The organism is Herbiconiux liangxiaofengii, assembly GCF_041927335.1.
Lineage (GTDB): Bacteria > Actinomycetota > Actinomycetes > Actinomycetales > Microbacteriaceae > Herbiconiux > Herbiconiux liangxiaofengii.
Genome location: NZ_JBHFHD010000006.1, coordinates 1 through 19,741 on the forward strand (window position 1 = coordinate 1; position 19,741 = coordinate 19,741).

Below are 19,741 nucleotides of genomic sequence, written 5' to 3' on the forward strand. Positions count from 1 at the left end.
CCCCCCCCCCCCCCCCCCCCCCCCCCCCCCCCCCCCCCCCCCCCCCCCCCCCCAACTCGGGGGAGCTGTCAGACCTTGAGGCGCCAGTCCTCGTCGTCGGCCGGGGCATCCTGAACCGGGATGGCGAGCGTGATGGTGCCCGTGGGGGGCTCGATCACGGTCGCTTCGTCGCGGCGGTGGCGCAGGATGTCGTCGATGTACGACGACAGCGCCTCGGCCAGCGGCACGTCGCGGTTCTGCGCCTGGCTCATGTACCAGCGGTGCTCGAGCAACTGGTGGAAGATCTCCGCCGGCTCGAGCTTGCCCTTGAGATCGCGCGGGATGGCACGGATGACGGGTTCGAACACCTTCGCGAGCCACTCGTGCGAGAGCATCTCCTCGTCGTAGGTCTTGCGGCCGTACTTGGCGGTGTACGAGTCGAGGTCGTTGAGCAGACGGCGGGCCTGGTTCTCCTGGGCGTCGAGCCCGGTGAGCCGGAGCAGGCGGCGCTGGTGGTGCCCCGCATCCACCACCTTGGGCTGGATGCGCACCGTGGTGCCGCCCTCGGTGGTCTTGATGGCGAGTTCCTCGATGTCGAAGCCGAGGTCGTTCAGCCGGTCGACCCGCTCGTTGATGCGCCAGCGCTCGGAGGAGCTGAACGACTCGGAGCCGGTGAGCTCCTTCCAGAGCGAGCGGTAGGCCGCCACGATGCCGTTCGACACCCGGATGGGGTCGAGCTCCTCGTCGATGCGGCCGCCGGCCTCCAGGTCCATCAGCTCGCCCGCGATGTTCACGCGGGCGATCTCCAGGTCGTTCTCGCGCTGCCCGTTCGACAGGCCGCCCTCATAGAGCTGACCGGTCTCCGCATCCACCAGGTAGGCGGCGAACGCGCCCGCATCGCGGCGGAACAGCGTGTTCGAGAGCGACACGTCGCCCCAGAAGAAGCCGATCACGTGCAGGCGCACGAGCAGCACGGCCAGGGCGTCGACCAGACGCGTGGCCGTGTCGGGCCGCAGCTGCTGCGAGAACAGCGCCCGGTAGGGCAGCGAGAACTTCAGGTGCCGGGTGACGAGCGCCGAGTTGAGCACGTCGCCGTCGTCGGTGTGGCGGTTGGTGATGACCGCCAGCGGGTCGACGCAGGGCACGTCGAGACGCTGCAGAGTGCGCAGCATGTCGTACTCGCGCTTGGCCATCTCATCCGTCGTCTCCTTGATGGCGATGACGTGACCGGAGAGGTGGGCGAAGCGCACGAGGTGACGCGAGATGCCCTTGGGGAGGGCCGCGATGTACTCGTCGGCCCATTCGTCGAGAGGCTGCTGCCACGGTAGATCCAGGAGACCCGGATCTACCGTGGCAGAGGTGATGGAGAGGGAGCCGGCCAAGAGGTTAGCTGACCACGGCCTTGTTGCCGAGGCGCTCGCCCGACTCGAGGTCGAACAGGTGCACGTGGCCGGGAGCGGCCGTGAGGTACACCTTGTCGCCGGCGTAGGGGTGCGAGCGGCCGTCGACGCGGGTGACGATGTCGGTGCGCTTGCCGTCGATCTCGGAGTGGCCGTAGAGGTAGCCGTCGGCGCCGAGCTCCTCGATCAGGTCGACCGTGACCTCGAGGCCCTCGCCCGGGGTGGAGGAGAGCACGATGTCTTCGGGGCGCACGCCGATGGTGGCGCTGGTGCCCGACGAGCTCGCGAGGGTCTCACGGTCGACCGGCACGATGGAGGTGCCGAACTTGATGCCCGAGTCGGTGAGGTCGGCGTGGAAGAGGTTCATGGCCGGCGAGCCGATGAAGCCCGCGACGAACACGTTGTTGGGCTTCTCGTACAGGTCGCGCGGGGTGCCGACCTGCTGCAGCAGGCCGTCTTTCAGCACGGCGATGCGGTCGCCCATCGTGAGCGCCTCGGTCTGGTCGTGCGTGACGTAGACCGTGGTGACGCCGAGGCGGCGCTGGAGCGAGGCGATCTGGGTGCGGGTCTGCACGCGCAGCTTGGCGTCGAGGTTCGACAGCGGCTCGTCCATCAGGAACACCTGGGGCTGACGGACGATCGCGCGGCCCATCGCGACGCGCTGACGCTGACCACCGGAGAGCGCCTTGGGCTTGCGGCTCAGGTAGGGCTCGAGGTCGAGCAGCTTGGCGGCCTCGAGCACGCGGGCGGCCCGCTCGTCTTTGCCCACGCCGGCGATCTTGAGCGCGAAGCCCATGTTCTCGGCCACGGTCATGTGCGGGTAGAGCGCGTAGTTCTGGAAGACCATCGCGATGTCGCGGTCTTTCGGCGGGATGTCGGTGACGTCGCGGTCGCCGATCAGGATGCGGCCCTCGTTGACCTCTTCGAGACCGGCGAGCATGCGCAGCGAGGTGGACTTTCCGCAGCCGGAGGGGCCGACGAGCACCAGGAACTCGCCGTCGGCGACCTCGAGGTCGAGCTTGTCGACCGAGGCGCGCGTGGAGCCCGGGTAGATGCGGGTGGCTTTGTCGAACGTGACGGATGCCATGGTCGTCTTCTCCTTCACCGGCAGGTACGTGCCGGACGATCCGTTGTGATGGATGGAACTCGAACCCTCGTCGATGGGGGTCCACCCATCATTATCGCACGGCGCCCGCATACAGCCGCCGCCTGGCGATCTTTCAGACTGGGTTCCTACTATCCTTGTGAAGTCGTCGCCCTGAGGGGCTCGACGGCGCCCGTACACCGGCAGACCTCTGTACGTCACCCAGCACACGGAGCACACCACCCATGACCCTCGGCGAATCCGGCGATTCTCGCCAGTCGAAGAACCAGCGTCGCGAAGCGGCCCGCGAGAAGGCGAAGCTGCTGCGCGAAGAGCAGCGCAAGAAAGAGGTGCGCAACCGCGTCGTCCTCATCTCCTCGCTCAGCGTCGTCGTGATCGCGATCATCGTGGGTGTGGCCCTGGTGATCGTGTCGACCATCAAGCCCGCCGGCCCCGGCCCGGCCAACATGGCCAGCGACGGCATCCAGATCTCCACCGGCTTCGTGGCCGAGACCACTCCGGCGCTCGCCGCCGGCGAAGACCCGGTGCCGAGCACCACCGACCCGGCCTCCGGCGTCGTCGACATCCGCGTGTACCTCGACTACATGTGCCCGTACTGCGGCCAGTTCGAGGCCACGAACAACACCCAGCTGGGGGAGTGGGTGCAGTCGGGAGCCGCCACCGTCGAGATCCACCCGCTCTCCATCCTCGACCGCTCGTCGCTCGGCACCAAGTACTCCACCCGTGCGGCCAACGCGGCGGCCTGCGTGGCGAACTACTCGCCCGACCAGTACTGGCAGTACAACTCGCTGCTGTTCCAGAACCAGCCCACCGAGAACACCGAGGGCCTCGACGACGCGACGCTGAAAGACCTGGCGAGCCAGGCCGGCGTCACGGCGCAGTCCGACATCGAGTCGTGCATCGACGACACCCAGTTCCGCGGATGGGTGGCGGATGCGACCTCCCGTGCTCTCGCAGGCCCCCTCCCCGACACCGACGAGGCGAAGGTCACCGGCACCCCGACCGTGCTGGTGAACGGCGAGAAGTACACCGGTTCGCTCACCGACCCGGATGCGTTCAGCGCGTTCGTGGTGCAGGTCTCGGGCGAGGCGTACTCCACCGCCACCCCGACCCCCACGCCCGCTGCCGGCTGAGCCGGAGTCACGCCTCGAGGCCGCCCCGATCCGGGGCGGCCTTCTGGCTACAATGGGGTGGTTCCACCCAGCCGGCCTGGCGCAATTGGTAGCGCACCGCTCTTGTAAAGCGGGGGTTACGGGTTCGAGTCCCGTGGCCGGCCCCACTTCGACGTGTGGTTCTTCAGGCGTGCGGGCATCCGGTGGGCGGGGTTGACTGAGGGCATGCAGGAACGTTCAGATGCCGAGAAGCGGCACGACCAGCTCACCAGCGCCCCCGGTTCGACGGAGGCCGACGCGGCGCCGCGCATCGAGGTGTCCACCACCGACGAGGGCCACAAGCGCATCGACGTGCGCGACGACGCCGAGTTCCGGCCGGGAGCCGACCCCGACCTGCTCTGAGGCCGGCCCGTCTCGCCCCGTCAGCGCTGTGCGCGTGAGCGGTCGACCGCGAACGACACCAGCAGCACCACGAGGCCGAGGGCCGCGAGGCCCACGCCCACGAACGCCGGTGCGGTGTACCCGAGCCCCGCGGCGATCACGACGCCGCCGAGGAACGCCCCCAGCGTGTTGCCGATGTTGAGCGACGAGTGGTTCAGCGCGGCCGCGATCGACTGGGCGTTGTGCGAGACATCCATCAGCCGGGTCTGAATGGCCGGAGAGCACGACCCGGCGAACGCGCCGACGAAGAAGATCGACACGATGATGCCCACCGGGCTGCCGGAGAACAGCGCGAAGGCGAGCACCGACACGCCCGTGCCCACGAGGCCGATCACGAGCGAGCGTTTCACCGAGCGGTCGGTGAGCCACCCGGCCATGGCGTTGCCGATGGTCATGCCGATGCCGAACGACACGAGCACCCAGGGCACGAAGCCCTCCTCGCGGTGCGTGACGTCGGTCACCACCGGCGCGACGTAGGTGTACACGGCGAAGACGCCGCCGAACCCCACCGAGCCCACCAGCAGCGTCAACCAGACCTGCAGACGCGTGAAGGCGCTGAGCTCGTTGCGCATGGTGGCCGAAGGGTCGCCCGGCCGGAACGGCACCGTGAGCGCGATGGCCACCAACGTGACGGCGAAGATCACGCCCACCAGCAGATAGGCGCTGCGCCATCCGAAGTTCTGGCCGAGGAACGTGCCGAACGGCACGCCCACCACGTTCGCGATGGTGAGCCCCGACAGCACGAACGCCACGCCGCGGGCGCGCTTCTCGGGGCCCACCAGCGATGCCGCCACGAGCGAGGCGATGCCGAAGTAGGCGCCGTGCGGAAGGGCGCTCACGAAGCGGGCGGCGAGCACGAGCCCGAACGACGGCAGCACGGCCGAAAGCAGGTTGCCCACCACGAACACGGCCACGAGAACGAGCAGCAGGCGTTTGCGGGGCCAGCGCGCGGCCGCCGCGGCGATGGTGGGAGCGCCCACCACCACACCCAGGGCGTAGGCCGACACGAGCAGCCCGGCGTTCGCGTTCGCCCCCGCCGAGTCGACCGCGTACTGCTGAGGCAGCAGGTCGGCCGCGATGTTGGGCAGCAACCCCATGGTGACGAATTCGGTCACCCCGATGCCGAAGCCGCCGAGGGCGAGGGCGATGATGGCCAGCCACCGACGAACCGCGGGCACCTCGATGAGCTCCGGCCCGGCGCCGGAGTCACGTACGGAGGTGTGGGAGTCGTCGTCGACTGGAGTGCGGTCCAGTTCAGTCACAGTGCCTCAAGCGTAGGCCGACTCGGGCCGGCCGGCGCGGCCCCCGGCGGTCAGAGCGCCGAGAGGTGCTCCGCGACCCGGATGCGGCTCTTCGCGCGCGCCTTGCGACCGCGCTCCGGCAGGCCTCCCACATAGAGCCAGCCGAGCAGCTCCTCGTGCTTGCCGAGATCGTGGGCCTTGCGCACCGCCTTCGTGCGCGTGAGCTCACCGGTGCGCCAGAATACGCCCCAACCCTCGTCGTCGAGCACGAGCGAGAGCCCGTGGGCCACGCCGGAGGCCACGGCCTCTTGCTCCCACTCGGGAACCTTGTGCTTCTTGCGGAACGACACCACCACCGCGAGCACCAGCGGGGCGCGGTGCGCTCTCGCCACGTACTTGCCCGCGTGCTCGCCCTTCACCCCGTCGGCCTTGGCGAGGCCACGCCCCAGCCGGTCGCGCGCGTCGCCGCGGATCTCGATCACGCGCCACGGCCGCAGTCCGCTGTGATCGGCGAGCTGGCCGGCCGCCTCGACGGCCGCAGCCACCTGGGCGGGCGTGGGCGCCGCATCCGTCACCTTCGACGACGAGCGCCGAGCCAGCATCGCCTCCCGTACCCCGGCCACGTCTACTCCGCCGCGTCGAAGGTGAGGGAGACGGAGTTCATGCAGTACCGGTCGCCGGTGGGCGTCTGCGGAGCATCGTCGAAGAGGTGGCCGAGGTGTGAGCCGCAGCGGGCGCAGCGCACCTCGGTGCGCAGCATGCCGAGCGAGCGGTCTTCGATGAGCTCCACCGCCGTGGAGTCGGAGGCGTCGTAGAAGCTCGGCCAGCCGCAGTGCGAATCGAACTTCGTGGTGCTGCGGAAGAGCTCGGCCGAGCAGGCCTTGCAGCGGTAGACGCCCTCGCGGTCCTCCTCGAGCAGCTCACCCGTCCACGGGCGCTCGGTGGCGGCCTGTCGCAGCACCGCGAACTCCTCGGGCGAGAGCTCGCTCTGCCACTCGTCGTCGGACTTGTAAACCTCGTAGCTCATGCTGCTCCTGGGATGCGTCGGGTCGTCGTGATCGCGAACGATCATTCCAGGAGAGTCTGACAGCCGCCCCGGGCGCGGCGGTCGGCGTTCGCTCTCGGGGTGTGCCGTTCGGCTATCGCCAAGGCGGCCGGCAATAGGATGACGGCACATTCGACAGGAGAGGACACCGAATGGAGCTCACCGAGCGCGACATCCGCATCCTCGGCTTCGAACGCAGCTGGTGGCGTCACGCCGGCGCGAAGGAACAGGCCATCCGCAAGACCTTCGGCCTCTCCTCGGCCCGCTACTATCAACTTCTCGGTGCGCTGATCGACTCCCCAGCCGCTCTCGCCCACGATCCGATGCTCATCAAGAGGCTTCAGCGGGTGCGCGATGCGCGCCTGGCCGCGCGTTCGGCGCGGTTGCTGTCGCGCGACGACTAGAAACCCACGCCGCTCCCATGCCACGTTTTCCCGAGGACAGCTTCGACCGTCTGCCCGCCGACTCCGGTCGCGTGGGCGCGCACCGCGGCCCCGTGCCGCGAGGCCGTGGCTGGCGGGTGCTCGCCTGGGCCGCGCTGGCCACCGCCCTGCTCGTGGCCGCCGGTGTGATCTACCTCGCGGTGATCGACGACCGCAACCAGTTCACGGATGTCGCGGGCGGCAGTTCCGCCACGGCGGTTCCCACCGACACCGCCACCGAGGCTCCGGCCGTCACTCCGGTCACCGACGGAACCAAGTCGGTCACCATCCTGAACGGCACCGACAACGTCGGTCTCGCCACCCGCGTCGGAGACGCCGCGGCGGCGGCCGGCTGGAACATCGGTTCCCGCGCCAACGCCACCTCCACCGACTTCCCCACCACCACGGTCTACTACGCCGACGCGGCGAACGAGGCCGCGGCCCTGGGGCTCGCGCAGCTGCTCGGCGGGGTGCCCACGGAGCTCAACGCGTCCTACCCCGGCGCCGACCTCACCGCCGTGCTCGGCACCGACTACGCCGGCCCCGGCCTCACCGAGTCGGCCCCCGTGGAGGAGACCCCGGTCGACGAGGCCCCGGTCGAGTAGCCGAGCCCTCCTGCGGGCCGTCCGCCGCGCATCCGGCGCCCATTATTTCGCGCGTGTTTCCGCTGTGTTGAGTTGCGGTCACGATCTGTTGAATTCGCGCCCTAGGCCGGTTTCGACGGTTCGCCGTTCATTAGTATCTGGAATCAGCCGCGGCGAACACGTCGCGACTGAAACACAGCACTTGGGAGTAACAATGGCGAACGGAACCGTGAAGTGGTTCAACGCTGAAAAGGGCTACGGCTTCATCACCGTCGACGACGGCGGGCAAGACGTGTTCGTGCACTACTCGGCGATCGACATGGCGGGTTACAAGGTCCTCGAAGAGGGCCAGGCGGTCGTGTTCGAGGTCGGTACCGGGTCGAAGGGTCCGCAGGCCGAGTCCGTGCGCCTCGCGTAGTCGAACCGGCACCCCTCGCTATCCTGAGCGGGTGCAGAGATCACGACGGCGTGCCGCGCGCGCCGCCTCAGGAACGCTGTTGCTGGCGTGCGCGCTCGCCCTCACCGGGTGCTCGCTGGTCGGCGGTGATCCCGGGCCGGTCGAGACATCGGCCGCTGCCACGGTCGTCCCCGTCGAGGAGCCTGCCACGGCTCCGTTGCGCGGCACCCCCGTCGCGGCCGGCACGACATCCGGCCCGTCGCTGGCCGCGAAGATCGACAACCACGAAGACGCCCGACCGCAGCTCGGTCTCGAGCGTGCCGACATCGTGTTCGAGGAGCTCGTCGAGGGCGGGCTCACGCGCTACGTGGCGGTGTGGCAGTCGGATGTGCCCGACCTGATCGGCCCCGTGCGGTCGATCCGGCCGATGGATCCCGACATCATCTCGCCCCTCGGCGGCATCGTGGCGTACTCCGGGGGCCAGGAGCAGTTCGTCGAGATGATGCGCGACACCCCGGTGTTCAACGCGGTGCACGGCGACGACGGCACCGACGACACCTTCTTCCGTGCCGACGACCGCGAGAGCCCGCACGACGTGATGGCGCGGGCGGCGGAGCTCGTGGCCGAGCATCGCGGGCTCGAGGCGCCGACCCAGCAGTTCGACTACTCCACCGGTGCAGCCGACTCGACAGCCGGCGTCGCCGGCACTCCCACCAGCTCTCTCGACCTGGTCTTCTCGGATGCGCGGTACCCCTCGTGGAGCTGGGACGAGACGGCCGGAGCCTTCCTGCGCTCGCAGGAGGGCTCGCCCGACCTCGACGCCCAGCAGGCACAGCTCGCGGCCACCAACGTCGTGACCCTGCGGGTGGACGAGGTCTACGACTACGACGCGGAGGTTCCCCGGGCCGTGCTCGTCGCCTCGGGCGAGGCCTGGGTGTCGACGGGCGGCCGCACGGTGCACGCCACGTGGTCGAAGGATGCCGCGGCCTCGCCGATCCGGCTGGCCGACGATCAGGGCGCGGCGGTGCTGCTCGCACCAGGAGCCACTTGGGTGGAGCTCGTGCCGCTCTCGGGCGACGTCACCGTGGTCGCGCCCTCCGCCTGAGTCCGGCATCCGTTCGCTCGCAGCCGGTGCCGCCTCACTTGCACTCGGCCACCGCGAGTGCCAATATTGATTTAGCACTCAGCAACATCGAGTGCTAACACCTGAATCTTTGATGACGTCCAGGGAGGACGAGAAACACACATGGCAAAGATCATTGCTTTCGATGAAGAGGCCCGCCGCGGCCTTGAGCGTGGACTGAACACGCTCGCCGACGCCGTCAAGGTGACGCTTGGCCCGCGCGGCCGCAACGTCGTCCTCGAGAAGAAGTGGGGCGCCCCCACGATCACCAACGACGGCGTGTCCATCGCCAAGGAGATCGAGCTCGACGACCCGTACGAGAAGATCGGTGCCGAGCTCGTCAAGGAGGTCGCCAAGAAGACCGACGACGTCGCGGGTGACGGAACCACCACCGCGACCGTTCTCGCTCAGGCGCTCGTCAAGGAGGGCCTCCGCAACGTGGCCGCCGGTGCCGACCCCATCAGCCTCAAGAAGGGCATCGAGAAGGCCGTCGCCGCCGTCTCCGCCGAGCTGATCAAGAACGCCAAAGAGATCGAGACCAAGGAAGAGATCGCTGCGACCGCTTCCATCTCGGCCGCCGACCCCGAGATCGGCGCGATCATCGCCGAGGCCATCGACAAGGTGGGCAAGGAAGGCGTCGTCACCGTCGAGGAGTCGAACACCTTCGGCACCGAGCTCGAGCTCACCGAGGGCATGCGCTTCGACAAGGGCTACCTGTCGGCCTACTTCGTGACCGACCCCGAGCGCCAGGAAGCGGTCTTCGAAGACCCCTACATCCTGATCGTGAACTCGAAGGTCTCGAACATCAAAGACCTGCTGCCGATCGTCGACAAGGTCATCCAGACCGGCAAGCAGCTCCTCATCATCGCGGAGGACGTCGACGGCGAGGCCCTGGCCACGCTCGTCGTGAACAAGATCCGCGGCATCTTCAAGTCGGTCGCCGTCAAGGCTCCCGGCTTCGGAGATCGTCGTAAGGCTCAGCTGCAGGACATCGCGATCCTCACCGGTGGCCAGGTCATCTCCGAGGAGGTCGGTCTCAAGCTCGAGAACGTCACCCTCGACCTGCTCGGTCAGGCCCGCAAGGTCGTCATCACCAAGGATGAGACCACCATCGTCGAGGGTGCCGGCGATGCCGACGCCATCGCCGGTCGCGTGGCGCAGATCCGTGCCGAGATCGAGAACACCGACAGCGACTACGACCGTGAGAAGCTCCAGGAGCGTCTCGCCAAGCTCGCCGGCGGTGTCGCGGTCATCAAGGCCGGTGCCGCCACCGAGGTGGAGCTGAAGGAGCGCAAGCACCGCATCGAAGACGCCGTGCGCAACGCGAAGGCCGCCGTCGAAGAGGGCATCGTCGCCGGTGGTGGCGTCGCCCTCATCCAGGCCGGCAAGACCGCGTTCGCGAACCTCGATCTCGTCGGTGACGAGGCGACGGGTGCGAACATCGTCAAGGTCGCCATCGAGGCGCCCCTGAAGCAGATCGCCTTCAACGCCGGCATGGAGCCGGGTGTCGTCGCCGCCAAGGTGCGCGACCTCGACTACGGCTGGGGCCTGAACGCCGCCACCGGTGAGTACGTCGACCTTCTGGCCGCCGGCATCATCGACCCGGCCAAGGTCACCCGCTCGGCGCTGCAGAACGCCGCGTCGATCGCCGGTCTGTTCCTCACCACCGAGGTCGTCGTGGCCGAGAAGCCCGAGAAGAACCCGGCTCCGGCCGGCGACCCCACGGGTGGCATGGACTTCTAGTCCGCACGCTGTACCAACGCCAAGGGCGGTCCCTCCGGGGGCCGCCCTTCGGCGTTCGCACCCGTTCGTTCGGGGGCCGGCGCCCCGAACGACGGAGTTTCGCGAGAACGACGGAGCAGGCATCCGTCGTTGCCCGGCATCAGGGGAGAAGTCCGTCGCTCCCGGCGGGGGAGGGGCGGGTCAGGCTGAGGTGGGGGTGGGCATGAGGGGGAGGGTGACGCGGAAGGTGGCGCCGCCGCCCGGGGTCTCCAGGGCCTCCACGTGGCCGTGGTGCGCCGCAACGATCGACGACACGATGGCCAGCCCCAGGCCGCTGCCGCCGGTCTCGCGCGTACGCGAGGAGTCGGCGCGGTAGAAGCGCTGGAAGATCTTCTCCCGGATCTGCGGCGGGATTCCTGCTCCGTGGTCGACGATGTCGACGGTCGCGACACCGGCCGCCTCGTCGACCTGCACCACGAGCTCGATCGGGCTGTCGCCGTCGGTGAATCTCAGAGCGTTGCCGATGAGGTTCGCGATGACCTGGCGGATCTTGTTCTCCTCGGCCAGCACGAGCGCACGCGGCGGCGTCAGCAACTCGATCTCGCCGGTGAAGCCGCTCCCGGGAGGTGCCGGGGCGAGGGATGCGCCGACCTCGCCTTCTGCGCCCGTCGGCCCCTTGGGCCGGCGGCGCAGGCGCGCCATCGCCGCGTTCGCGAACGTCACAGGGCGGGTCGACGTGGACACCGAGCGCTTGGGCTTCGCGCCGTCCTGAACGTCGATGGCGCCGGTGGCCGGTACCCCGCCGTCGGGCGCGGCGCCGTCGCCGGGCACCGCCCCTTCGAGCACCGGGGCGAAGGGCACCTCGGAGGCGCCCTGCGGCGTGAGCACCGAGACCTCGCGCCCCGGGCTGGCGGCCCGGGCATCCGACGCCGCATCGAGCGTGAGGGGAACGAGGTCGACGGGCGCCAGCTGCAGCGGGCGCGTCTCGTCGAGCCGGGCGAGCTCGAGCAGGTCTTCGACCAGCGTGCCCATCCGGATGGCCTCTTTCTCGATGCGCTCCATCGCCTGGGCCACGTCGTCGGGGGTCTGCAGCGCACCCATGCGGTACAGCTCGGCATAGCCGCGCACCGACACGAGCGGGGTGCGGAGCTCGTGCGAGGCGTCGCCCACGAAACGGCGCATCTGATCGATGGTGCGCGCGCGGTCGGCGAAGGCACTGTCGATGCGGGAGAGCATGGTGTTGAGCGACCGGTTGAGCCGGCCCACCTCGGTCTCGGGGGTGGCGTCGGACATGCGGCGGCTGAAGTCCCCGCCGTCGGCGATGGCGGCCGCCGTGCGCTCGACCTCGCGCAGCGGTCCGAACGTGGAGGTGACCAGCAACCTCGTGAGCATGGCCCCGAGGATGACCACACCGATGCCGAACGCCAGGAAGATGGAGAGGTAGGTGGCCGTGGTCTTCTCGGTCTCCACCAGCGACTTCGCGATCACGACCGTGCCGAAGCCGTCGCCCCCGAAGAGGTAGACCGTGGTGGCCACGGCATGCCACTCGGCGCCGTGGTCGATCGAGTCGACCGTGAACACCTTTCCGCCGAGCTCGTTCGCCGTCTCGAGGTCGACCGTGGCGGCCGGCATGGTGTCGGGGTCGGCGTCGCTCCAGTTGCTGACGATGCGGTTTCCGTCGGCATCCAGCAGAGCCACGAAGTAGTCGGTCGGTGCCGAGGTGATGTCCTGGATGTTGAACTCGTTCGTCGACGCGTCAGGCCCGAGGAACGGCGACGGATCCTTGCTCGCCTGATCGAGCTGCGAGTCGACCTGCTGCAGCAGGTACGTGCGCAGCACCACCATCGTGCCCACGCCCGAGACCACGAGCCCGAAGGTCAGCATCAGAACGGTGACGCCGGTGATCTTCGTGCGCAGGGAGATCGAATTCCACTGCCTCAGGATGGCGTGCATGTCGAGGGAAAGGCTACGCCTTGCTCACCTTCAGCATGTACCCGAAGCCGCGCTTGGTCTGGATGAGCGACTCCTCGGTGTGGGCGTCGAGCTTGCGGCGCAGGTAGGAGATGTAGCTCTCCACGATGCCGGCGTCGCCGTTGAAGTCGTACTCCCACACGTGGTCGAGGATCTGCGCCTTCGACAGCACGCGGTTGGGGTTGAGCATGAGGTAGCGCAGCAGCTTGAACTCGGTGGGGGAGAGCTCGATCGCTGTGTCGCCCACGAAGACCTCGTGCGTGTCCTGGTCCATGGTGAGCTCGCCGGCGCGGATGATGGCGTCTTCGTCGGCCTGCATGGTGCGACGGAGGATGGCCTTGATGCGCGCCACGATCTCGTCGAGGCTGAAGGGCTTCGTGACGTAGTCGTCGCCGCCGACGGTGAGGCCGGTGATCTTGTCCTCGGTGTCGTCTTTCGCGGTGAGGAAGAGGATGGGGGCCGTGTAGCCCGCCGCCCGCAGTCGCTTGGTGACGCCGAAGCCGTTCATGTCGGGCAGCATCACGTCGAGGATGATGAGGTCGGGCTCTTCTTCGAGCACCGCCGAGATGGTCTGCGCACCGTTGCTCACCGCACGCACGGCGAAGCCGGCGAAGCGGAGGCTCGTGGTGAGCAGGTCGCGGATGTTGGGTTCGTCGTCGACGATCAGGATGCGAGGACCGGTCATGCGGACTATTCTCTGCGGGTTCGCTGGGTGCAACCTGGGAGCTGGCGGCACGGTCTCGATCAGGTCGCTACGCGGCCCCAGCGTCGCTCGCTACGCGGCCACCGCGTCGACGATGGAGTACGCGTACCCCTGCTCGGCGAGGAACCGCTGGCGGTTCTGCGCGAACTCCTGATCGACCGTGTCACGGGCCACCAGCGTGTAGAAGCTGGCGGTGAGGCCCGACTCCTTCGGCCGCAGCAGCCGACCGAGACGCTGGGCCTCCTCCTGTCGTGAGCCGAACGAACCGGAGACCTGGATGGCCACGCTCGCCTCGGGCAGGTCGATGGAGAAGTTCGCCACCTTCGACACCACGAGGATCTTCTCCTCGCCGTCGCGGAAGGCCTGGAACAGCCGCTCGCGCTCGGGCACCGGGGTCGCCCCGGTGATCTGCGGCGCGCCGAGCGACTCGGAGAGCTGCTCGAGCTGATCGAGGTACTGACCGATCACCAGGATGCGCTCACCCCGGTGACGCTCGATCAGACGGCGCGTGGCATCGAGCTTGGCGGGGGCGGTCGCCGCCATCCGGTAGCGCTCGTCGTCGGCTGCCGCGGCGTACGCCATGCGCTCCTCGAACGGGAGGTCGACCCGCACCTCGAAGCACTCGGCGGGGGAGATGTAGCCCTGGGCCTCGATCTCCTTCCACGGGGCGTCGAAGCGCTTGGGGCCGATGAGGCTGAACACGTCGGACTCGCGGCCGTCCTCCCGCACCAGCGTGGCCGTGAGGCCGAGGCGCCGGCGGGCCTGCAGGTCGGCGGTGAGCTTGAACACCGGCGCCGGCAGCAGGTGCACCTCGTCGTACACCACAAGGCCCCAGTCGAGGGCGTCGAGCAGTTCGAGGTGCGCGTACGCGCCGCCGCGCTTGGCGGTGAGGATCTGGTAGGTGGCGATGGTGACGGGCTTCACCTCTTTGACCTGGCCCGAGTACTCGCCGATCTCGTCTTCGGTGAGGCTGGTGCGCTTCAGCAGCTCGGCCCGCCACTGGCGCGCCGAGACCGTGTTGGTGACGAGGATGAGCGTGTTCGTCTTCACGGCGGCCATCGCGCCCGCGCCCACGAGCGTCTTGCCGGCGCCGCACGGCAGCACCACCACGCCCGAGCCGTGCTCGGCGAAGTTCGCCACCGCCTGCTGCTGGTAGTCGCGCAGGTGCCAGGTCGACTCGTCGAGCTCGATCGCGTGCGGGGTGCCGGGGGTGAATCCCGCGAGATCGTCGGCGGGCCAGCCGAGCTTGATCAACTCCTGCTTGAGCTGCCCGCGGGCCCACTGCTCGATGCTCCAGGTGCCGTCGTCGTTCTTGACGGTGAGCAGCGGGGCCACCTTCTTGGCGCGGGTGATCTCGGTCAGCACCGCCGCATCCGTCGATCGCAGGGTGAGCTCGCCCTCTGGCCGCCGCTCGATCACGAGCTTGCCGTAGCGGCCGATGGTCTCGACGATCTCCATGGTCACCGACTGCGGCACCGCGAACTTCGAATAGCTCTCGAGCGTCGCCAGGATCTCGTCGGCCGAGTGGCCGGCGGCACGCGCGTTCCAGAGCCCCAGCCGGGTGATGCGGTAGGTGTGGATGTGCTCGGGCGCACGCTCGAGTTCGGCGAACACCGCGAGTTCGTGGCGGGCCGATTCGGCGTCGGGATGCGCCACTTCGAGCAGTACGGTGCGGTCGCTTTGAACGATGAGAGGGCCGTCGGGCATAACCGTTGAGTCTACGTGGGCAGGGGCGGAGTCGGTCGCGCCCGCCTGTCAGAGAGCCGAGAGGTCGACGATGTTCGCCACGGGCACCGTGCGTTCCACGCCCGCCCGCTCGTCGGAGACCCGGAGCCGGCCGTTCGCGAGGCTCAGCGGAACCACGTCGAGCCGGGTGGTTCCGCCGTCGGGCATGCGCACCTCGATCGACACGGGCGTGCGGGCGCGAACGGCGCGGTCGAGGCGGCGGGCCGTCCAGGCGCGGGCGTCGGCGTCGGCCGCGTCGGCGGCGTCGGTGGCCGCGGTGTCCGCGGCAGTGGCCGGTCCCTCGGCGGTGGGCTCATCGCCGGGGGCGGTGGTGCGGCCGGCAGGAGCGCCCCCGGCCGAGCGGCGGGCGGCGTCGCGCAGCCGCAGCACGAGGTCGGTCACGGCGGGGGTGGTGGCGGATGCCGGGCGCTCCGCGGGTGGTGCGGCCAGCACGCGGGCCCGCCTCATCACGAGCTCGGCCCCCGAGGCGTCCTCGGCGAGAACGGGGTAGCGGGCGTCGAGCAGCAGCCAGTACGCGGCAGCGGGGGCAGCCCGGGTGGTGAGCGTCGCCGCACCGGCGGGACGGAGGGCCAGCGCCGAGAGCGCCTGGTCGGCGGCCAGGGCGGCGAGCACCCCTGCGTCGTCGCTCGACACCATGGTGCGAGTGCCGTCGTCGAAGACGCGGTCGTACTCGGCCCGCTCGCGCACCCGCACCAGGCCGTGGCGGCGGGCGCCCTCACCGAGCAGGTAGTCGACCGCCTGCGGGATGCCGGTGAGTGAGAGCTGCTCGAGGAAGGCGCGCAGTGACTGCTCGGTCTCGCCCGAGGAGAGCGCACGATCGATGGTCTGCTGCGAGACGCGGTAGGCCGAGGCGACGCCGTGGTTCTCGAGGTCGGCCAGGAGCCGGAGGCGTGCGTCGAGGGCGGGGGAGAGGGGGCCGGGTGCGATCAGCGACAGGTCGTGCTGCAGATAGACGCGGTCGACCTCAGGGGGCAGCTCGGTGTCGAGCGCCTCGGCGCCCGTGGCCAGGAAGAGGGCCCGGCCGAATGCCGTGAGGCGACCCGCAGCCCACACGCCGAGCAGCTCGCCGCGCTCGGCGGCCTCGATCAGGCTCGTGTGCAGTGACTCGTCGGCCGCGGGATAGGCGTCGACGAGCGCCGCGGCGTCGGTGCGCCGGACGGCGCGGAGATGGGCGGGCAACGGGGAGTCGAGGGCATCGAGCCAGGCCTCGGCGAGGGCGAGCCACCGCCCGCCGGGGGAGAGGGCGCTCCAGGCGTCGGCGGCCTCGGTCGAGAGCAACTCCTCGCCGTCGACGGCGACGAGCCCGGCGGCCTCGGCGACCTGCACGAGCGGGCCCACCGAGGAGGTGGGAACCGAGAGGGCGGGTGCGAGTCGCTTCTCCTCGGCCACCGTGACTCCACCTCGGGCCCGCACCCTGGCGGGTGCGAGTCGCAGCTGCTGCACGAGTTCGGCCACGGCCGAGATGGCGGTGAAAGCGCGCTCGCGGGCCGTGCCGACGAGGGAGTCGGGCAGCTCCGCGGCCCGGCGATCGTCGTCAGCGGGCCGGGCGTCGGCCACCGGATGCTCGGCGAGCACCGCGCGGGCGGTGTCGGCCACCGAGACGGGCACCGTGGGGGTGCCGGCCGCATCCGGGATCAGCAGGGCGAGCTCGAGGAGCTCGGCCCCCGCCTCGGGTGCTGAGCCGTCGGCGAGCTGCTCGAGAGCGCCGCGCGGGAGGGTTCGGAGGGCCTGCCTGACAGACGCCGGCTCGAGCAGTGCCTCGGCGAGGTCGAAGAAGTCACGCAGTTCGCGGGGCGCGGCTTGACGCGCCACCAGCAGGGTGGTCAGCGCGTCGTCGTCGAGGCGGCCGAGCCGACGGACGAGGGGGAGCGGATCGCTCATCGACTCCCGCGGGCATCCTGCCGGCGGCGGCGGATGCTGATGATCAACAGCACGAAGATGAGCAGGAACCCGATGGGCAGCCCGAAGTACGGCACGAAGTAGATGATCTGCCAGACCTGCTGGTCGTAGTCGAGCGTGTGCGTGGCCAGACCGATCAGGATGGCGATGAACGCCAGCACCGACAGGCCGATGACCGCCGCGATCATGAACGTCAGCGAACGCTGCACTCGGCTCGGCGGGGTGTTCTCGGCATCACTCACAGTCCGAGGATACCGGCACCGGTAGGCTGGTAGTCGGTTCGAGCGGTATTCGAGCCCGTTTACACGAGGAGATGCAATGCCCACCGGCAAGGTCAAGTTCTACGACGACGAGAAGGGCTTCGGCTTCATCAGCACCGATGACGGCCAAGAGGTGTTCCTGCACGCGTCGGCGCTTCCGGCCGGCACCTCCGTGAAGGCAGGCGCCAAGCTCGAGTTCGGCATCGCCGACGGCAAGCGGGGCGCCCAGGCACTCTCGGTGCGGGTGATCGAGGCTCCGCCGAGCCTGGTGAAGATGTCGCGGAAGCCCGCGGATGACATGGCCGTGATCGTCGAAGACCTGGTGAAGGTGCTCGACTCCATCGGCGGAAACCTCAAGCGGGGCCGCTACCCCGACAACGCCCACAGCCGCAAGATCGCGGCCCTGCTGCGCAAGGTCGCCGACGAGCTGGACGCGTGATGCCTGAGGATCGGGCGGCGGATGCGTCGGCCGTCGAGGTCGTCGGCGTGCCCACGTCGGGTGACGCTGTGGAGATCGACTTCGACGTCGTCGAGGTGCCGGAGGGTGAGGCGGCAGCGGCAGTCGACGCGGCGAACGTGGAGCTCGTCGAGGTGACGGATGTCGTCGCCTCGGCCGAGGCTGCGAAGCCCGAGCCCGTGGTCGACGAGGTGCTGCTGGCCGCGGCGGGTGTCGCCCGGGCGGCGCTGAAGGAGATCACTCCCGGGTCGAGCATCGGCGAGGTGATCGGGCACCGGGCCGAAGAGGATCACGTGCTGAGCCTGCACTTCGCCTCGAAGCTGCGCGGCTACCCGGGCTGGCACTGGACCGTGACGATGGCCCGCATCGACGATTCCGCCGAGCCTTCGGTGCTCGAGATCGAGATGCTCCCGGGTGAGGGCGCGTTGATCGCGCCCGACTGGGTGCCGTGGTCGGAGCGCCTCGCCGAGTACCAGTTGGCGCAGGAGCTGGCCGCGGCGCAGGCCGCCGGCGAGCTGGTCTCGGAGGACGACGACCTCGATGACGACGACTCCGACGACGATGACGAGTCGGACGACGACGATGACCTCGACGACGATTCGGATGACGACTCCGACCTCGACGACGATGACGACTCCGACGAGGATCTCGACCTCGACGACGACGTCGCCGACATCGACGAGCACATCTCCGACGACGCCGACCTCGAGTCGGCCGCAGCCCTCGACACCGCCACCTTCGACGCCGACACCTCTGACACCGACGCATCCGACGATGACGATGACGATGACGATGACGACGACGGCTACGAAGACGACGACGAAGACCCCGACGACCCCCACGCCGAAGGCCCCGCCCGCCGCCGCTGGTGACCCGCCACCCGCGCGACTCGTCCCGAATCGCGCGGAAAACCCCCGTTTCGCGCCCGAATGGGACGAGTCGCGGGGGTGCCGAGCGTTCACCCGACCGGGGAGCCCGGGAGGGTGGGTCAGGAGGCGAGCGACTCCACCACGTACTCGATCGAGGCGATGAGCTGCTTCACGTCGGACGGCTCGATGGCCACGAACGTCGCCACGCGCAGCTGGTTGCGGCCGAGCTTGCGGTAGGGCTCGGTGTCGACGATGCCGTTCTGACGCAGCACCTTCGCGACCGCTGCGGCATCCACGTCGTCGTCGAAGTCGATGGTGACGACCACCTGTGAGCGGTGCGACGGCTCGGCCACGAACGGCCGGGCGTACGAGACGCCCTCGGCCCACTCGTACAGCGCCGACGACGACTCGGTGGTGCGGGCCGAGGCCCAGGCCAGGCCGCCGTTGCCGTTGATCCACGACACCTGGTCGTCGAGCATCACGAGGGTCGCGATGGCAGGCGTGTTCAGGGTCTGGTTCAGGCGCGAGTTGTCGACCGCGTTCTTCAGGCTCAAGAACTCGGGGATGTAGCGACCGGATGACGCGACCGTCTCGACCCGCTCGAGTGCCGCCGGCGACATGAGGGCGAACCAGAGCCCGCCATCCGAGGCGAAGTTCTTCTGCGGAGCGAAGTAGTAGACGTCGGCCTCGGCGGCGTCGAAGTCGATTCCGCCCGCCGCGCTCGTGGCGTCGACCACGGTGAGGGCTCCGGCATCGCCGTGCACGCGCTTCACCGGCGCCATCACGCCCGTCGAAGTCTCGTTGTGCGGCCAGGCGTACACGTCCACGCCCTCCAGCACCTCGATCTCGCCCCGGGAGCCGGCTTCCGACTTCACCACGTGGGGCGTCTCGAGCCACGGCGCACCGGCCGCGGCCGCGAACTTGGAGCCGAACTCACCGAACGACAGGTTCTCGGCGCGCTTCTGGATGAGCCCGAACGACGCCGCATCCCAGAACGCGGTCGAGCCGCCGTTGCCGAGCACGACCTCGTACCCCTCGGGCAGCGAGAACAGCGACGAGAGACCGTCGCGCACCGAGCCGACGAGGTTCTTCACGGGCGCCTGCCGGTGGCTCGTGCCCAGCAGGGAGGCGCCTCGCGTCACGAGGTCTTCGAGCTGGCCGGGCCGCACCTTCGACGGGCCGCAGCCGAAGCGTCCGTCAACGGGCAGTCGGTCGGTGGGAATCTGGATCTCGGCCATGCAGACCATAGTATCGACGCGGGTGAC

At 69.4% G+C, this 19,741-nt stretch carries 20 protein-coding genes and 1 tRNA gene; 10 read left to right on the top strand and 11 right to left on the bottom strand.

Annotation, left to right across the window (positions count from 1 at the left end):
* Positions 1 to 68 precede the first annotated feature (68 nt).
* Together ACEXOR_RS03740 and ACEXOR_RS03745 are read right to left on the bottom strand one after the other, a co-directional pair.
* Entirely contained in the window at positions 69 to 1,361 is a 1,293-nt protein-coding gene (locus ACEXOR_RS03740) for a DUF4032 domain-containing protein (protein ID WP_374848051.1), read from the bottom strand.
* Between the two features lie 4 nt (positions 1,362 to 1,365).
* Positions 1,366 to 2,466 carry an ABC transporter ATP-binding protein gene (locus tag ACEXOR_RS03745; RefSeq protein ID WP_374848052.1) on the bottom strand — a complete coding sequence of 367 codons (1,101 nt, stop codon included), beginning with the start codon at positions 2,464 to 2,466 and terminating at the stop codon, positions 1,366 to 1,368.
* A gap of 242 nt (positions 2,467 to 2,708) precedes the next feature.
* Between ACEXOR_RS03745 and ACEXOR_RS03750 the strand changes: the two genes are divergently transcribed.
* The 3 genes from ACEXOR_RS03750 (at position 2,709) to ACEXOR_RS03760 (ending at position 3,998) form a co-directional block, all read left to right on the top strand.
* Positions 2,709 to 3,617: a DsbA family protein gene (locus ACEXOR_RS03750; protein WP_374848053.1), complete on the top strand. Its 909-nt coding sequence runs from the start codon at positions 2,709 to 2,711 to the stop codon at positions 3,615 to 3,617.
* Between the two features lie 70 nt (positions 3,618 to 3,687).
* Positions 3,688 to 3,763: transfer RNA gene (locus ACEXOR_RS03755), tRNA-Thr, on the top strand.
* 58 nt (positions 3,764 to 3,821) lie between these two features.
* On the top strand, positions 3,822 to 3,998 hold the full coding sequence (locus ACEXOR_RS03760) for a multidrug transporter (RefSeq protein ID WP_374848054.1): 177 nt from the start codon (positions 3,822 to 3,824) through the stop codon (positions 3,996 to 3,998).
* A 20-nt stretch (positions 3,999 to 4,018) separates the two neighbouring features.
* Here ACEXOR_RS03760 and ACEXOR_RS03765 read toward each other — a convergent pair whose 3' ends face one another.
* The 3 genes from ACEXOR_RS03765 to msrB all read right to left on the bottom strand — a co-directional run bounded on the left by ACEXOR_RS03765 (position 4,019) and on the right by msrB (position 6,305).
* Positions 4,019 to 5,221: an MFS transporter gene (locus tag ACEXOR_RS03765; protein ID WP_374848429.1), complete on the bottom strand. Its 1,203-nt coding sequence runs from the start codon at positions 5,219 to 5,221 to the stop codon at positions 4,019 to 4,021.
* Between the two features lie 128 nt (positions 5,222 to 5,349).
* A complete protein-coding gene (locus tag ACEXOR_RS03770) occupies positions 5,350 to 5,901 on the bottom strand; it encodes a nitroreductase family protein (protein ID WP_374848055.1) in 552 nt (183 codons plus the stop codon).
* Positions 5,902 to 5,903: 2 nt separating this feature from the next.
* Positions 5,904 to 6,305 (bottom strand): peptide-methionine (R)-S-oxide reductase MsrB, encoded by a 402-nt coding sequence (msrB, locus tag ACEXOR_RS03775; protein WP_374848056.1) that lies wholly within the window; start codon positions 6,303 to 6,305, stop codon positions 5,904 to 5,906.
* Between the two features lie 170 nt (positions 6,306 to 6,475).
* Here msrB and ACEXOR_RS03780 point away from each other — a divergent pair, with 170 nt between their 5' ends.
* The 5 genes from ACEXOR_RS03780 to groL all read left to right on the top strand — a co-directional run bounded on the left by ACEXOR_RS03780 (position 6,476) and on the right by groL (position 10,592).
* Positions 6,476 to 6,727: a DUF3263 domain-containing protein gene (locus ACEXOR_RS03780; protein ID WP_374848057.1), complete on the top strand. Its 252-nt coding sequence runs from the start codon at positions 6,476 to 6,478 to the stop codon at positions 6,725 to 6,727.
* Between the two features lie 17 nt (positions 6,728 to 6,744).
* Positions 6,745 to 7,350 (top strand): LytR C-terminal domain-containing protein, encoded by a 606-nt coding sequence (locus tag ACEXOR_RS03785; RefSeq protein WP_374848058.1) that lies wholly within the window; start codon positions 6,745 to 6,747, stop codon positions 7,348 to 7,350.
* A gap of 193 nt (positions 7,351 to 7,543) precedes the next feature.
* Complete coding sequence (locus ACEXOR_RS03790; protein WP_374848059.1) at positions 7,544 to 7,747, top strand: cold-shock protein; 204 nt, start codon at positions 7,544 to 7,546, stop codon at positions 7,745 to 7,747.
* 31 nt (positions 7,748 to 7,778) lie between these two features.
* A complete protein-coding gene (locus ACEXOR_RS03795; protein WP_374848060.1) occupies positions 7,779 to 8,831 on the top strand; it encodes a DUF3048 domain-containing protein in 1,053 nt (350 codons plus the stop codon).
* A 141-nt stretch (positions 8,832 to 8,972) separates the two neighbouring features.
* Positions 8,973 to 10,592, top strand: coding sequence for a chaperonin GroEL (gene groL, locus ACEXOR_RS03800; protein ID WP_374848061.1), 1,620 nt, complete (start codon positions 8,973 to 8,975; stop codon positions 10,590 to 10,592).
* A gap of 180 nt (positions 10,593 to 10,772) precedes the next feature.
* On the opposite strand, the gene ACEXOR_RS03805 is transcribed toward groL, so the two are convergent.
* From ACEXOR_RS03805 to ACEXOR_RS03825, 5 genes are all read right to left on the bottom strand, one after another.
* The gene (locus ACEXOR_RS03805) at positions 10,773 to 12,524 is read right to left on the bottom strand and encodes a HAMP domain-containing sensor histidine kinase (RefSeq protein ID WP_374848062.1); all 1,752 of its coding nucleotides are present in this window, start codon (positions 12,522 to 12,524) and stop codon (positions 10,773 to 10,775) included.
* Between the two features lie 13 nt (positions 12,525 to 12,537).
* On the bottom strand, positions 12,538 to 13,227 hold the full coding sequence (locus ACEXOR_RS03810) for a response regulator transcription factor (protein ID WP_066040896.1): 690 nt from the start codon (positions 13,225 to 13,227) through the stop codon (positions 12,538 to 12,540).
* 90 nt (positions 13,228 to 13,317) lie between these two features.
* Positions 13,318 to 14,952, bottom strand: coding sequence for a DNA repair helicase XPB (locus tag ACEXOR_RS03815; RefSeq protein ID WP_374848063.1), 1,635 nt, complete (start codon positions 14,950 to 14,952; stop codon positions 13,318 to 13,320).
* A 48-nt stretch (positions 14,953 to 15,000) separates the two neighbouring features.
* Positions 15,001 to 16,872 carry a helicase-associated domain-containing protein gene (locus ACEXOR_RS03820; RefSeq protein ID WP_374848064.1) on the bottom strand — a complete coding sequence of 624 codons (1,872 nt, stop codon included), beginning with the start codon at positions 16,870 to 16,872 and terminating at the stop codon, positions 15,001 to 15,003.
* Positions 16,869 to 17,132, bottom strand: coding sequence for a hypothetical protein (locus ACEXOR_RS03825; protein WP_374848065.1), 264 nt, complete (start codon positions 17,130 to 17,132; stop codon positions 16,869 to 16,871). The genes ACEXOR_RS03820 and ACEXOR_RS03825 overlap by 4 nt, the downstream gene beginning before the upstream one ends.
* 76 nt (positions 17,133 to 17,208) lie before the next feature.
* Between ACEXOR_RS03825 and ACEXOR_RS03830 the strand changes: the two genes are divergently transcribed.
* A complete protein-coding gene (locus ACEXOR_RS03830) occupies positions 17,209 to 17,589 on the top strand; it encodes a cold-shock protein (RefSeq protein ID WP_374848066.1) in 381 nt (126 codons plus the stop codon).
* On the top strand, positions 17,589 to 18,479 hold the full coding sequence (locus tag ACEXOR_RS03835) for a DUF3027 domain-containing protein (protein ID WP_374848067.1): 891 nt from the start codon (positions 17,589 to 17,591) through the stop codon (positions 18,477 to 18,479). The genes ACEXOR_RS03830 and ACEXOR_RS03835 overlap by 1 nt, the downstream gene beginning before the upstream one ends.
* Before the next feature lie 116 nt (positions 18,480 to 18,595).
* Here ACEXOR_RS03835 and serC read toward each other — a convergent pair whose 3' ends face one another.
* Positions 18,596 to 19,714, bottom strand: coding sequence for a phosphoserine transaminase (gene serC / locus ACEXOR_RS03840; protein WP_374848068.1), 1,119 nt, complete (start codon positions 19,712 to 19,714; stop codon positions 18,596 to 18,598).
* Positions 19,715 to 19,741: the final 27 nt, after the last annotated feature.

Excerpts from the sequence above, each read along its gene's own strand:
- ACEXOR_RS03745 (WP_374848052.1), bottom strand. The coding sequence starts at position 2,466 with ATGGCATCCGTCACGTTCGACAAAGCCACCCGCATCTACCCGGGCTCC.
- ACEXOR_RS03750 (WP_374848053.1), top strand. The coding sequence starts at position 2,709 with ATGACCCTCGGCGAATCCGGCGATTCTCGCCAGTCGAAGAACCAGCGT.
- ACEXOR_RS03760 (WP_374848054.1), top strand. The coding sequence starts at position 3,822 with ATGCAGGAACGTTCAGATGCCGAGAAGCGGCACGACCAGCTCACCAGC.
- msrB (WP_374848056.1), bottom strand. The coding sequence starts at position 6,305 with ATGAGCTACGAGGTTTACAAGTCCGACGACGAGTGGCAGAGCGAGCTC.
- ACEXOR_RS03780 (WP_374848057.1), top strand. The coding sequence starts at position 6,476 with ATGGAGCTCACCGAGCGCGACATCCGCATCCTCGGCTTCGAACGCAGC.
- ACEXOR_RS03785 (WP_374848058.1), top strand. The coding sequence starts at position 6,745 with ATGCCACGTTTTCCCGAGGACAGCTTCGACCGTCTGCCCGCCGACTCC.
- ACEXOR_RS03790 (WP_374848059.1), top strand. The coding sequence starts at position 7,544 with ATGGCGAACGGAACCGTGAAGTGGTTCAACGCTGAAAAGGGCTACGGC.
- groL (WP_374848061.1), top strand. The coding sequence starts at position 8,973 with ATGGCAAAGATCATTGCTTTCGATGAAGAGGCCCGCCGCGGCCTTGAG.
- ACEXOR_RS03805 (WP_374848062.1), bottom strand. The coding sequence starts at position 12,524 with ATGCACGCCATCCTGAGGCAGTGGAATTCGATCTCCCTGCGCACGAAG.
- ACEXOR_RS03810 (WP_066040896.1), bottom strand. The coding sequence starts at position 13,227 with ATGACCGGTCCTCGCATCCTGATCGTCGACGACGAACCCAACATCCGC.
- ACEXOR_RS03815 (WP_374848063.1), bottom strand. The coding sequence starts at position 14,952 with ATGCCCGACGGCCCTCTCATCGTTCAAAGCGACCGCACCGTACTGCTC.
- ACEXOR_RS03820 (WP_374848064.1), bottom strand. The coding sequence starts at position 16,872 with ATGAGCGATCCGCTCCCCCTCGTCCGTCGGCTCGGCCGCCTCGACGAC.
- ACEXOR_RS03830 (WP_374848066.1), top strand. The coding sequence starts at position 17,209 with ATGCCCACCGGCAAGGTCAAGTTCTACGACGACGAGAAGGGCTTCGGC.
- ACEXOR_RS03835 (WP_374848067.1), top strand. The coding sequence starts at position 17,589 with ATGCCTGAGGATCGGGCGGCGGATGCGTCGGCCGTCGAGGTCGTCGGC.
- serC (WP_374848068.1), bottom strand. The coding sequence starts at position 19,714 with ATGGCCGAGATCCAGATTCCCACCGACCGACTGCCCGTTGACGGACGC.